Genomic DNA, 15,528 nt, shown 5'->3' on the forward strand with positions numbered 1-15,528 from the left:
CGCGGGGACTATCAGCGTCGCCGCTAATACGTTTACCGATGCGGCCGGTAATGCTAATACCGTATCAAACACCGATACTTTAACCATTGACACCGTTATTCCGACTATTGCCATTACAAGCTCGGTGCCCGATTTACAATCAGGTGAAACGGCAACCCTGACCTTCACGTTAAGTGAAAGCGCGACGAATTTCACCATTGACGATATCACCGCAACCGGTGGGTCACTCGGTTCATTATCCGGCTCAGGTGCCAGTTACTCTGCCGTATTTACGCCAACAGTATCAAGCACGACCGCCGCGAGTGTGAGTGTTGCAGCTAGTACTTTCAACGATGCTGCCGGTAATGCCAATACCGTATCAAATACATTAGGATTAACGGTTGATACTGAAGTGCCAACCATCGCTATCACCAGCACTAGCAGTGCCCTTAAATCAGGTGAAACAACAACTATCACATTCACCTTGAATGAAACCGGCGCAAGCTTTGCCCAAAGTGACATTACCGTGAGTGGTGGGTCGTTAGGCTCACTTTCTAATTCAGGTAATATTTATACTGCGACCTTTACACCGACCGCCTCAAGCACAACAGCTGGTAGCATTAGCGTGGCCGCTAATACCTTTACGGATGCAGCCGGCAATGCCAATACCGTTTCAAATACCTTAGGGTTAACCATTGATACCGTCGTTCCTACTATTTCGATTGTTAGTTCAGATTCAACCTTGCAATCAGGTGAGACATCGACCCTGACCTTCACGCTCAGTGAAAGTGCAACTGATTTTACTATCGGGGATATCACGGTAACTGGGGGCACATTAGGCAGTTTATCGGGCTCAGGTTCTAGCTATTCAGCCGTCTTTACACCAACGGCGTCAAGCACAACTGCGGGCAGCATTAGCGTTGCGGCTAATACTTTCAACGATGCTGCCGGTAATGCGAACACCGTATCAAATACCGTCGCGTTAACGGTCGATACTTTAGCTCCAACAATTACCATCACAGCTGATGACGCAGCATTAAAAATTGGAGAAGTTGCGAATTTAACATTCACGGCTAGTGAGGATATAACAGGCTTTGATCAAAGTGATATTGCATTCTCGACCGGTAGCTTAAGTAACTTTACCGGTTCAGGTTCTGTATACACCGCTACATTTACCCCAAATGTGACATCGAATACACTTGTTTCTATTAACATCGCTAGCAACACTTATCATGATGGCTTTAATAATGCGAATACAGATAGCGCTGATTTGACAATATCTGTCAACACGTCAATTCCGACGATCTCTATCTCATCTAATGATTTACAGCTGGTTATTGGTGACACAGCCACCTTAACTTTCACTTTAAGTGAAAATAGTACTGATTTTACAGCTTCAGATATCACTGTAACTGGCGGCACCCTGAGCAACTTTTCAGGCTCAGACACGAGTTATACCGCATCATTCGAGCCAAGTGCTAATAGCACGACAAGTGCAACAATCAATGTATCGGCAAATGTATTTACCGATAGCGCGAGCAATAATAATAGCGCGGCGACTGAGTTAAGCTTAGCGGTAGAAACTACGATCCCAACCGTGACTATTACAACTAATGATAGTGCCTTAAAAACAAACGAAACAGCGACTTTAACTTTCACATTGAGTGAATCAAGTAGTGACTTTACAAATAGTGACATTGTCGTTACGGGTGGCGAATTATCAAGCTTTAGCGGTTCAGAAAATACATACACGGCTATATTTACGCCTAGCTTAGCGAGTGTCGAAAATGCGACGGTAAACGTTGCAGCAAATTTATTTACCGATCAAGCGGGTAATCAAAACAGTGCAGCCAATGAATTATCATTTAATGTCGATACGATAATACCGACTATCGCCATTACAACGACTAGCACCGACTTGAAAATAGATAGCACATCAACACTTACATTCACTTTAAGTGAAGATAGTAGCGACTTCATTAGTTCGGATATCACCGTGACAGGCGGTACAATTTCGGATCTTACCGGTTCAGGTGCTAGCTACACCGCAATTTTCACACCGACTCTATCAAGCACGACTTCAGGTGAAATAACGGTTAACGCGAGTCAATTCACCGATGCAGCGGGTAATGAAAATACGGCATCTAATACGGTCAGTATAAACATTGATACAATTCAACCAACAGTCACCATTACCAGCGATGATGCGGCTTTAATAACTGATGATATAGCAACAATTACCTTTACTTTAAGTGAAGCGAGTACTGACTTCACCGCAGCTGACATAACCGTTGCTGGGGGTACATTATCGAGTTTTGCGGGTTCAGCTACGACCTACACCGCTAGCTTTACACCAACGGCATCAAGCACAACAAATGCCACAATTGATATCGCAGCCAGCCAATTCACGGATGCAGCCGGAAATAATAATGCCGCAGCGTCACAAATAAGCATGACAGTCGATACCATTAAACCAACGATCACGGTTAGCACAGATGACAGCGCGTTAAAAATAGGCGATGTCGCTAATATTACCTTCACGTTAAGTGAAGCAAGCACCGATTTTGTTGAAGCCGACATCACGACTACAGGTGGAACGCTGACTGACTTTACTGGGTCAGGAACTAGCTATACCGCTAGCTTCACACCAACAACAGACAGTACGGTAGATGCAACTATCGATATTGCCGTTAATACATTTACTGATGCAGCAGGAAACGATAATACAGCAGCAACGACTTTAAACATGGTGGTTGATACGCTCGCACCGACTATCTCAGTTACAACCAATGACACCGCATTAAAAACAGATGATGTAGCAACATTGACGTTCACTTTAAGTGAAACAAGCACGGACTTTACTGAAAACGATATTACGGTGACGGGTGGCACATTATCAGCCTTTACAGGAACTGATAACATTTACACCGCTAGTTTTACACCAACCGCATCAAGTGTTGTAAGTGCAACAATTGATGTGGCTGCCAGTGTATTCACTGATGCAGCAGGTAATGATAATTCAGCGGCTGCACAATTAAACTTAGGCGTGGATACCACTACACCGTCAGTATTAATAACCTCAAATGACAATGAACTAAATGCGAATGAAGTCGCCACATTAACCTTTACGTTAAGCGAAATAACGACCGACTTTACCGCGGAAGACATCACCGTAACAGGTGGGGAACTCTCATCATTTAATGGTTCAGGTATCGATTACACGGCGACCTTTACCCCAGCAGAATCAAGCAATGAAAATGGGACTATAAATGTGGCTGCCAATACTTTTGTAGATGCGGCAGGTAACGGTAATTCAGCCGCGACAACCTTGAGCTTAACCATTGATACGATCGCACCTACTGTTACGATTAGCTCAAACAATACCGCTTTAAAATCGGGTGAAGTCGCAACACTAACCTTTACGTTAAGTGAAGAAAGTACGAATTTTGTTGGTACAGACATCACCTTTACAGGCGGTACGTTGTCTGACTTTACGGGTTCTGGTAGCAGCTATTCGGCTAATTTCACCCCTACAACATCAAGTGTAGTCAGTGCAACCATTGATATTGCCGCTAACACCTTTACCGATGCGGCAGGCAATAACAATACCGCGGCAACACAATTCAATCTAGGGATTGATACCACAGCGCCTACGGTTGCTATTACCACTAACGACAACGCTTTAAAAATAGGTGATGTTGCGAGCTTAACCTTTACATTAAGTGAAACAAGCACCGACTTCACTGAAGCCGACATCACAACGTCTGGCGGTTCATTATCCGCATTCAGCGGCTCAGGCGTTAATTACACGGCAAGCTTTACGCCGTCAGAAAACAGCACTGAAACAGCGATAATCAATGTTTCCGCTACTTTATTTACAGATACAGCCGGTAACAGCAATACAACAGCAGCTCAACTAAGCTTATCTGTTGATACACTTGCACCGACTATTACGGTTACCTCAGATGATGACGCTTTAAAAACGGGGGATGTTGCGACCTTGACCTTTACATTAAGTGAAGGCAGCTCAAATTTTGTAGAAACCGATATTAACGTTACCGGTGGTGTTCTATCCGACTTTGCTGGTTCTGATTCACTATACACCGCTAGCTTTACACCTACTGAATCTAGCATTGTGAATGCAACTATTGATATTGCAGCGAACGCCTTTACTGATGCAGCTGACAATAACAATACCGCGGCAACCCAATTAAGTATTAATGTTGATACAGTAGCTCCTACTTTAACTAGTAGCTCACCACAGCATCAAGTAACAGCAATAAATGTTAACAGTTTTAAAGCCACGTTAACCTTTAATGAAGATGTGCAACTAGCGCAAACAAGCGACATCATCAGCTTAATATTACTATCCGATAGCTCGACGGTTGAATCAATAAGTTCAGATGCCATCTCGATTAATGGCTCGGAAGTGCTTGCCACATTCAGTCAAACACTACTACCTAATGTGTCTTATGGCTTATTAATCAGTAATTCTGTTATCACCGATTTAAGCGGCAATGCATTTGCCGGTATCGCGAGTAATGAACTTAACTTCTCGACCTCAAATGAAGCGCCAATCGCGACAGCAGATAGCACGACAACTGCTGAAGATAATGCAATACAAATAGATGTTCTGGCTAACGATAATGATCAAGAAGGTTTCTTACAAGCGGCAAGCGTTACGTTAGTGACGGAACCAACTAAAGGCTCAACAAGTATTAACACCGCCAACGGGGTTATTACCTATACACCATTTAGCAATCAAACGGGTTCAGACAGCTTTACCTATACCGTAGCTGATCAGCAAGGCAGCGTGTCAAATGAGACGAACGTTGCCATCACGATTACAGCAGTGAATGATTTACCGATCGCCAATAACGACACAGCATCAACCGCCGAAGATACCGCCGTTATAATCGATGTAACTGCAGATGACACAGATGTGGAAGATGCAAAACCAACAGGCGAAATTACGATCACAGTCGATGCAGCCAATGGTTCAGCTACAGTTGTCGATGGTCAAATCACTTACACACCAAACGCCAACTTTAATGGTTCTGATACCTTCAACTACCAAGTTGCCGACAGTGAAGGTGGCGTTTCTAATGCGGCCCTTGTTACTGTTTCAGTGTCTAGTAGTAATGATGTTCCAGTCGCAGTGAACGACACCGCGACAACGGATGAAGATACAGCGGTGACCTTTACGGTATTAAATAACGATACCGATATTGAAGATATGAGTTTTGATGCAACTCAACTCACGGTCGTAAATACCCCAACCAACGGCACTGTTGTCATTAATACTGACTCGACATTAACCTACACCCCCACCGCAAATACCAATGGTACTGATACATTCACCTATACAATCACCGATAGTGATTCAGGGGTATCAAACGAAGCATCCGTGACTATTACCATTAATGCAGTAAACGATGCGCCTATAGCGGTCGACAATAGCGTATCAAACGTCAGTGAAGACACCGTTTACATCATAAATGTATTAGGAAATGATTCAGATATAGATAGTGAACTATTACCTGAAAGCGTCACCATAAAAACAGCACCTGAGAATGGAACGGCTACGGTTAATAGCGATGGTCATATTGAATACTTACCAAGCAACAATTATAGCGGTAACGATGTACTTACCTACACGATAAAAGACAGCGACGATTTAGAGTCTAATATCGCGACGGTCAATCTAACCGTATTAGCGGTTAACGATGCACCACTCGCTAATAACGATGGTCCAATAACACTCAATGAAGATGGCGTTGTGACGATAGATGTATTGAGTAATGACTCTGACGTTGACGGCACACTTGATGAAACACAAGTTACCATTACAACCGCACCATTATTTGGAACAGCGGTTGTTAATAGCGATGGAACCGTCACCTATACACCAAATAAAAATGTTAATGGTTCAGACTCGTTCACCTATTCAGTGGTTGATGACCAAGGTTTAGCGGTTGAAAATGATGCGACGGTAGAAATTCAAATTACACCGGTTAACGATGCACCTACAGCAACAAATGACACTGATATCCTATTCGATGAAGACACAGTTGCTATCATTAATTTAATCAACAATGACTCTGATATTGATAGTAATCTTGATAACACCTCAATAAAAATCGTGACTCAAGCTCAATTAGGTGTTGTTACAATTAACGATGATGGAACAATAACTTATACACCAGACTCCAATGAGAATGGAGCCGATACCTTTACTTATACAGTGCAAGACGAAGAAGGGTTAGCATCGGCGGCCGCGACTGTTTCATTAACGATTGCAGCTGTAAATGATGCCCCAACCATTGCAGGCACCGCTAATACCAGCGTAAACGAAGATACTCTATACACCTTTACCCCAACCGGTTCAGATATTGATAGTGAAAACCTGTCATACAAAGTAGAAAATCTACCGAGTTGGGCAATATTTGATACAAACACAGGTCAAATAACTGGCACACCGGGTAACGATAATGTAGGTAATTTCACCGACATCACCATATCAATTAACGACGATGAACTAACCACAACATTAACGCCGTTTACTATAGCCGTTAACAATGTAAACGATGCCCCTTTTATTTCCGCTAAATTAGATAATATATCGAGCACAGAAGATGATGCATTTACCTATACATTTGATTCTGGTTTATTTAGTGACGTAGATACGAATGATCAATTAACCGTTAGCGTAACTAATTTACCGAGCTGGTTAAACTTTGATAGCAGTTCATTAACGTTCTCTGGTACGCCAAATAACGATAACGTCGGCACACAAACATTAAATGTGAGCGTGTCAGATTTATCCGGCGTGGCGGTTAACGATGAAATCACGCTTACCGTAACCAATACTAATGATACGCCTATTGCTAATGCCGATACTTTTACCTTAGATGAAGGTGCTAGTGTAATCATTACACCTGATATGGGTGTGTTAGTTAACGATAATGATGTAGATAGCCAAGACACACTCAGTGCTGTTTTACTTTCTCAACCAGCCTTTGCAAGTGACTTTATATTTAACAGCAATGGTAGCTTTAGTTACACACACAATGGCTCAGAAATAAATACAGATAGCTTTACTTATCAAGCGACAGACGGCACCGCAAGCAGTGATATAGTGACGGTTAGTATCAATCTAAATGATGTAAATGATCAACCTACATTCACTAGCACACTGAATAACTTAGAGTATCTACAAGGTAGCCGTATTAGTTACTCTGTTTCTACTTTTGATGCGGATAATCAAGTTGCCCTAACCTTACAATCAGCACCTGACTGGCTAACACTTAGTACCTCAAATCAACTGTCTGGTGACGTGCCATTTAATTTTGTTGGTGATACTCAAGTAAGCTTATTAGCGTCAGATGGTGAGTTAGAAACTGAACAAAACTTCACGATAACCGTTGTTGAAGGTACTTTAGCAACAGTTGCATTAACAACGGCTTGGGATCTAACTTCGGCTATTGTAGAAGAACCCGTGACCTTAACATTAAGCACCCAGTTAAATACCGCCATAGAGTTAAGCGATGGAACCGTAATCACCCAGTTAAACGGTAATGTTTCAATCAATAGCCTGCCCGAAAACTGTACCGCTGCCGAAAGTGTTATCTCTTGTTCACTTTCGCTTTTAACCAGTGAGCAAAATAATATTGATATCACTGTGACACCAAATGCAATTGGCGATTTATTAGCGACCATTTCGGTATTAGACAATGAATCAAATAACACATTAACGATTCAAAGCACGGATATAAATGTTAGTGTAATTGCGATTAACGTCAGTAATGAAGCGTTTGCTTTAGAAGATGCAACCAGTATCGCGGTGGCAGATATCATATCGACCAGTGAAAACAGTGAGTTTGTAGCAGGTACGAGTCTTGAGCAGCCTATTCAAATATTGTCATCAGAGACTGACAACATTAACAATGTATTGGCAACGATTGATAATCTAGGTAATACAATCAAAATTTTTGCTCATGACTTTGACAACGACTCAATTATTGATGTGCTAGCGATAAACGATTCAGGTGAAGATTCAGCTCATTACCGCAACAATAGTGACGGAACGTTTACACTTGTAACGAGTACACCGCTGGGCACATCAATTGGCGCTTATATTGTAGATTTCAATGCTGATGGATTCACCGACTTAGTTACCTTCACGGAAGGTCAAATTAACTTCTTTAGAAATAATGCAGGTAGCTTCTCTACTATCCCCAGTATCGTAAACTGGAATGATTCAATCATAAAAGAAGTTGTACTGAGTGACATAAACAACGACAACATTGATGACTTAATTATAGGTATGGGTGAAAAGCTTCAAACATTATTTGGCTTTGGCACATTGCTATCAAGTTCAACACAAGCAAGACCCGTTCACGAAGTTAGAGCAGCGGCACATATTCAAACCTCAATACTTGATATTAGTAGCTTGTTATCTACTGAAATTGCAGTCGATAGCCTCAATGATTTGAAAGTTGCAGATATAGACAATGATGGTGTTAATGACATTGTGATAGTAAATAACACTCAAGTTTCTGATTCACAAGTGATCGAGGTTGCAGCCGTTAATATTATTACTTACCAGCAAGCGGAAGATAAGTTGTCGGTCATTGAATCTTTCGGTACGGCCGATTCACATAGTGTTGAGATATCTGATTTAAATAATGATGGTTCTCTTGATTTACTTGTTGGTAATGCAAATGGTGTATACCAAATTTATAAACGAAATGAGCAATCTTCGGAACAAAGCTACGATTTAGCTGACGAAGTTATTTCAGAATCAGGCTCAATCGTCATAACAGCCGATATTGATGGAGATAACATTAGTGACGTTGTCGCTTATAATGAGTCGACTAGCCAACTCAATTTGTATGTTTCAACTGATGGTAACTTTATTAGCTTGAGTGATATAAACTTAGCGTTAACTAAATCAAACATCGCGCTGGAAGTGAATTCAGCCGCAATCAATAACCAAGTAACCGTTTTAAATAACGGCCCACTCAAAGCAACGAATGTCGTCGTGAGCTTCAACTATGAAGGTAGCGCGGTTCAATTAACATTTGATGATGAGCATTGTAGCTATACATCAATACATCAAGCTGACTGTATTTTTGCAACACTCGCCAACCAACAAAGTATAGAAATTGATTACACCGTGTTTGCTAATGCAACAACGGATCAAGATGTCATCGTAACCGTTACTCAAGATCAAGTTGATTCAACATTAACCGACAATACTGCGAATCTAATACTGGATATCAACAACAAGCCAATCGCGATAGAAGATGTTGCAACAACAAACAACAGAACGTCTATCACCGTTGATGTGTTAAGTAACGACTCAGATAGCGACAATGACAACATAGTCTTAGAGTCAGCGGTTGCAAATAGCGGCAGTGTAAGCATAACGAGTGATAATCGATTAACGTACACTCCAGACCCAAGCTTTATAGGCCAAGCAACCATCACCTATATTATCAATGATGGTAGAGGCGGTCAGGATCATAATACAGTTGCAGTAACGGTTGAACGCTACGAAGAAGTAAATGTTAAAAGTGGCGGTTCAACCTCTTGGTTTATATTATATTTATTGATGCTTAGTTTATTAATTAGGAATAGAACATTGAGCGTAATACGATAAAAAGCAGCTCAACGGGTTACCACTAACATCTAGAGCTAAGGGACTTAAGCTACATCTCATCTAATCACTTCTAAGGGGCTTCCCCTTAGAATTGATTAAATGATTAGCAATAAAAAAGTTATACCACTACCCTTTATTACTTATACATTAACCTATGGTAAAACGCCCAAATAATAACTACTATGTTAAAATAATAAATAGAATTCAATCGGTTAGATTGATTCAATGACATAGGCTCGCAGCATGCTCAATGAGAAATACTTAGTCCCTTGTGCAACGTCTATTATTCCTGGTAATAATTGGTTAGTCATAGCCCCACATCAAGATGATGAACTTATTGGAATGGGAGGCACAATACTAAAGCATAGGTCTAAGCTGCAAAATATAACGATTGTTTATGTAACCGATGGTTCAAAAGGTGGGAAAGAAGCAATTCGTAATGCAGAAGCAGTTACAGTCTGTGGACATCTCAACGCCAAGCCAATTTTTTTAGAATTCGGCGATCGAAGTTTACCTGCCAAAGAATTAAAATTAGCTATATTAGCGCAAATAGAGCAACACAAACCCGATACTGTTTTTGTTCCCTCACCTTTAGATTATCATCCTGATCACAGAGAAATAACAGCATGTGTTTGGGATATTGCTAAAGAAAGCACCACTATCTTCAACTTGATTAGCTATGAAATAAGCAATCAAGGAATGAGTAACATCTTAGTCAACATAACTGATGAGATTGAAGAAAAACAAAACCTCATATCTATTTACGAATCTCAACTTCTTAATCAACCTTATGCCGAATATTCACAAATTGGTAACCGATTACGCTCATTGACATTAGGTCCAGATATTCGTTTTGCTGAATCATTTTACCAATTCGAAAATGTATCAGGTGATATAGCAAATGCAGTCACTCAATACTTTAATAATTTTACGTTTGGTGCAACGGATGCAAACTATGTGGAAGTTACGCTTTTTTTTATAATCAATACAAAAAATGAAATTAATAAAAATTCAACCTTAGAGTCGTTATCACGTTTAAATTACCCAAACTTGAATTTACAAATATTATCCCAAAATGCACAAAACATAGATACTGATTGGCTTTTGAGTAAATTTAACCGAATAGATAAAATTGACATTATGCCATCGGAAAGTTGTTATACAATTCTTAATCAGCAATTGGAAAATATTGAAAGTGATTATTGCTTATTCCTAAAAGATGACGACCCAATAGAGACTGACCATATAAAAACGTTAGCAAAAGATGCAAATAATCATGAAAGCCACAAATTATATTGTTCAAACAAACCGTCAACTCAATTCAATATCACAAATGACGTAAATATACCTGACTTTTATTATGATCAAATACTGCCGTTATTTACATTACTCATTCCACGAAGAATATACTCTGTCATCAAATTTGATACTCAACTACCTAATGCAGCAGAATGGGACTATTGTCTGCAGTTAATCCAATCTAATCAATTTCATTTCATTGAACAAAATGGTGCTTTAGATGAAAAAAATAAAACGCAATTAACACAATCAATAAAAAGCCGCTTACAGATCAAATGGTTATCTACCCTAGCGAATTTAGTGCTTAATAAATTTGATAATTCAAGCGCCCTGCTTGAACTATGTAATTTATGTGTAAATCTTGATCAAATTAAAGCTTCTATACAAATATGTGAATATGCAAAAAATACCAAAATAACTGATGAAGTCTGCGATGAGTTATTAGCTCAATTGAAACCAAGACTTAATGATAATTTACAGCACACTAAAAATAACTAATTCACGTTTATCACAACATAAAAACCCAGCGTTTTTAAACTAGTCATGTCCAGATCGAATAACTCAGATAAAGCATTGAACCGATCGGGTAAACTTGTTTGTTGTGCGGGATGCACTTCAACATCATCAAAGCCCATTTGACTAAACCATTCTACGATTGTTTTTTTAGTAAAAAATCGAACATGAGTCACACATAACAATCCGATAGGCACATAGTCCCAACGTCCAGCCAGTAAACTTTCAATAATAGAATGGTGACCAATATTGGGTAGGGATAATAAAACGCGGCCGTTTTTATTTGTCAACGATACCATTTTTCTTAAAAAATCATGAATATTAACTTGATGTTCCACTACATCAGCAGCGATAACAACATCAAACTTTTCTTCAATCGAACAATCTTCAAAATTACCTACATAAACATGGTCTAAAGACTTCTCAGCTATAAGAGCAACATCCGGATTAATTTCAACACCAAAAATTTTACAATTTAATTTATTACGAAAAATACGACCAGAGCTACCTTCGGCACAGCCAATATCCAATATTGATGCTGTATTTTGGGGTATATAAGGTAATAAGTCATGTCTTTCACTCCCATAATAATCAAAAGAAAGATAAAGCCCGGTAGCAAGAATTCGTTTAGGTAATGAAGGTAAAGGGTTTATATGCCATTCTTGTAATTTAATGCTCTCGCGATCAATCTTAGGTAAATCTAATAGAGAAATGACTGCTATCTTTTTATTTTCAGGCACAGAAAAAGCGATCCCAGAATTGAGGATCTCTCGCTCACAGTCTTCATAATTTTTTAAAGAGTGGATAGCAGTAATACATTCAGTTGGCACATCTTGTAAGGCAGTCAAGTAACAAATATTTGCATTGTGACGAAGCATATTAATAAAAACAGTTCGTAAACTAAGCTCAGACAAATATATTTGCTCATGTTCTAGCATTAATAAATAGTCAGCATTGGCAACACCTTGCTGATCTTCCAGCCATACGACATTACCGAAAACTTTACGCATATTATACATAAGTTGTTGTCTTGCTAATTGAACTTCTTCAGAGTTATCAATCTTAGACGAAGCGTTTAAATATATACCAATTGTTAGATGTCTTGCCGAATATGTATAATCGACTAAATTTTGAAATGCGACTTGAAGGCGGGCTTTAGCGTTTTTATGCTTAAAACGTTCAGCTAACGCCAATCCGAGTTGTTTAGCTTTATTCCATTTATCTGGGTTTGTTAATAAATTTAATGCCGTATTGGCAAATTGTTCAGGAGCAGTTGGATCGCACAACGGGTGTAAGTTGTTTGTCATATATCTTACAGAAGGTATATCGCATGCAGCAGCTGGTATTCCACTAGCCATTGCTTCGAGAAGCGGCAATCCAAAACCTTCAGCGTCAATTGACGAGAACAGGATTAAATCACACTCTCTTATTGCATCCGCAACTTCATCCGGCACTATATTATGTAAATATTTGTCAGGAACGAGTAATTTTTTTTCATCATCGGAGAGTGGGTAAGCAGAAATACGAAGAACCCTACATTTAAACCCACGAGCCCTAATTAGATTGATAGCTTGTAGTGCGATAGGGATATTTTTAAAAGGTGCCTCAAAAATACCTGACACGCAAATCCAAGGTTCGTCGCTAGGTAAAACTTTATCATTAGCGCTGAATGAGGCGTCAACCATTGGTGGTAATAAAAAAGCATCCCGATTATAGCGTTTTTTAAGGTCACTCTGTAAATGTGGCGTAATGGTAAGTGTCGGTAATTTTAATTGATAAAATTCATCAATAGTTTTTAATTCATGCTGTAAATGTTCAAAGTCAGCCTCTATTCCTTGGCAGTAATGTACAACAGGGCCAATATTCAATAATTTTGAAAAAGGATACGTTGTATAGTAAGTACAAATAACGAGGTCTTGACGAGGGATAACAGGGGATTCATTTTTGTAATCAACATAAGGCCCTTCATAGTTTGACCATTCAGGTTGCTTACCTTTGGCGAGAATACTTACATTTTGCCCTTGGTTTCTCAACATTTCTGCATATTGAAATACTACTTTTACACCGCCATATAAACCAGGTTCATCAAGCACAAAACAAATATTCATGGCTGCTCACCTGTTTTAGCAAAAGAACACTTTCGACATATATAATCATCTGGAGCTTCATCGACCCCATCGGTCCAGCGCCTTATTTGCTCAAACTTCTCTGAATGTAAAACATCAGCAACAGATTGAGAGGTTAAATTACCAATGACATATTTCTCGTCGTAATCTTGGCAGCAAATAACACATTTACCTTCTGCAGTAATGTGCAAATGGTTAAGTGTTCTAGAGCCCATCTGTTCACATCCACGTAAGGATTTATGATGAAGCTGACCCCCGTTTTCGTTATCAAAATAGTGTGCACGATCTGAAGCGGTATGTTGTTCAACCTCAAACAAACTGTCTTTATATTTTTCTTTGATCGCTCGATAATTAGATTCATGAATCAAGTCATCTTGTCCCAATACGACTATTTTCATAATGCCTGCAACCCGTTTATTTTGCATATAGTCAATATTTTTAATCACCTGTGTTAAATGGTTTTTACCCCTATCCTCTATATATTGCTGCTGATCTAATGTTGATAAATTGATGGTTAATAACCCCAACCCTCCTACTTTTAACAATTGTTCAACCTTCCTAGGGGTCAATCCAGAGCCATTACTTAGTACAGCAGGAACTAAACCATGTTGCTTTATTAAATCCACTTGCTGAATAAAATGCTTATCAATGCTAGGTTCATTATACTGGTTCATGAAAACAGCATCTAAAGTGCTCCGATAGTTAGCAAGCTGCTCTATAATATTTCGGTATAGGTTCATATCCATAACAACTGGTTTGCGTGGTGCAACAGAAACGGGACAAAAATAGCAAGCTTGATTGCAGGATGAATGAGATTCTAAAGAAACATATCGGAGTAACTTGTCGTCATAAGTACTAGTTTTCATTGTCATCATTATAAAAAGTCCGCATCACCAAACGTTAAAAATAAATTTTGATACAGAGAATTATAAACCTCTTTCATTTCAGGCGCGCTCATACTCGTTAATCCAGAACCAGCAGCTGGCGCAGGACTGCTTTGTGAAATAACAACAGCTGGGTTCATTTGTATTATATCGGTTGAAAATTGCTTTGTTATCCCCATTTTTACCACTTCACATTGGTTTTCATCCAATAGCTTATCGGCACAGCAATGAACAACAGTCCCAAAATAATCGTGTGAGCAGATAACATCCATTATCAACACTTCATTATTCATTTTTTTGATAACAACATAAGCGATATTACCGGTTATGACATGGTCGACTCTTAAAAGCTCATATTTTATTTGTGGATGAGCAACATATCGCTGACGTATAAAATTAGCATCACGTATCCCGATATAACTATGCTTATAAGCTTTACACATATTTGACCAACACTGGTTGAGCAAATTCAATTGCGCATGATCAAATGGAACGTAGCTAACTTGATAACTTTTAACTAATTTATGATTGAATTTTTCTCGCCATTCAAGCCAATAGAACTCATCGATTAATGTATAACCAGAAGTCCGTTTTCCTAACTTCATCGCTCGCTGATTCGGGAAACCAAAAAAGAGATGGCAAGCCTCAACATTTTTTTGAAAGTATTCAATATAATTATTAAATATTTTATTAAACATACTATGTGTTAATCGGCCTCGCATGTGTGGCGCGACCATAACATCACAGGATTGTAAGCCATTCAGTATTCGGTTTTTATAAGTAAAGTTACGTTGCATAAAACCATAAAAACCAACCAGTTGCTCATCTATTACCGCACTGTTTAATATTGAAAGGCTATTTGAAAATTTCCAACGGAACATATTGATATCAGTTTCATGTTCAAAAACTTGCAAAAATAATGATAAATATTGTGATTCGTAATTTTCAATACTAGTAAGTGGTTTAATATTTGGAGTTATCAATTTTGGTAGTCTCAGTTAACCTATTAACAGAATAAATAATGTTTTTCTTAGCATTAAGTTCTCGAATTCACGATAAACGA

5 protein-coding genes are annotated in these 15,528 nt (G+C 39.0%); 2 read left to right on the plus strand and 3 right to left on the minus strand.

Annotated elements, in window-relative coordinates:
- Nucleotides 1–97: 97 nt before the first annotated feature.
- Together DPX34_RS00005 and DPX34_RS00010 are read left to right on the plus strand one after the other, a co-directional pair.
- Nucleotides 98–9,643 carry an Ig-like domain-containing protein gene (locus tag DPX34_RS00005; protein ID WP_269815496.1) on the plus strand — a complete coding sequence of 3,182 codons (9,546 nt, stop codon included), beginning with the start codon at nucleotides 98–100 and terminating at the stop codon, nucleotides 9,641–9,643.
- Nucleotides 9,644–9,886: 243 nt separating this feature from the next.
- Entirely contained in the window at nucleotides 9,887–11,440 is a 1,554-nt protein-coding gene (locus tag DPX34_RS00010; RefSeq protein WP_111976367.1) for a PIG-L deacetylase family protein, read from the plus strand.
- Here DPX34_RS00010 and DPX34_RS00015 read toward each other — a convergent pair.
- The 3 genes from DPX34_RS00015 to DPX34_RS00025 are packed head-to-tail and all read right to left on the minus strand — an operon-like array spanning nucleotide 11,437 to nucleotide 15,448.
- Entirely contained in the window at nucleotides 11,437–13,563 is a 2,127-nt protein-coding gene (locus DPX34_RS00015; RefSeq protein WP_111976368.1) for a methyltransferase domain-containing protein, read from the minus strand. The genes DPX34_RS00010 and DPX34_RS00015 overlap by 4 nt on opposite strands.
- The gene (locus tag DPX34_RS00020) at nucleotides 13,560–14,456 is read right to left on the minus strand and encodes a radical SAM/SPASM domain-containing protein (RefSeq protein ID WP_111976369.1); all 897 of its coding nucleotides are present in this window, start codon (nucleotides 14,454–14,456) and stop codon (nucleotides 13,560–13,562) included. The genes DPX34_RS00015 and DPX34_RS00020 overlap by 4 nt, the downstream gene beginning before the upstream one ends.
- Nucleotides 14,456–15,448: a GNAT family protein gene (locus tag DPX34_RS00025; RefSeq protein ID WP_157964570.1), complete on the minus strand. Its 993-nt coding sequence runs from the start codon at nucleotides 15,446–15,448 to the stop codon at nucleotides 14,456–14,458. Before DPX34_RS00025 ends, DPX34_RS00020 begins: the two co-directional genes overlap by 1 nt.
- Nucleotides 15,449–15,528 lie beyond the last annotated feature (80 nt).

The organism is Algibacillus agarilyticus (assembly GCF_003286125.1).
Lineage (GTDB): Bacteria > Pseudomonadota > Gammaproteobacteria > Enterobacterales > Alteromonadaceae > Algibacillus > Algibacillus agarilyticus.

Excerpts from the sequence above, each read along its gene's own strand:
- DPX34_RS00010 (WP_111976367.1), top strand. The coding sequence starts at position 9,887 with ATGCTCAATGAGAAATACTTAGTCCCTTGTGCAACGTCTATTATTCCT.
- DPX34_RS00015 (WP_111976368.1), bottom strand. The coding sequence starts at position 13,563 with ATGAATATTTGTTTTGTGCTTGATGAACCTGGTTTATATGGCGGTGTA.
- DPX34_RS00020 (WP_111976369.1), bottom strand. The coding sequence starts at position 14,456 with ATGATGACAATGAAAACTAGTACTTATGACGACAAGTTACTCCGATAT.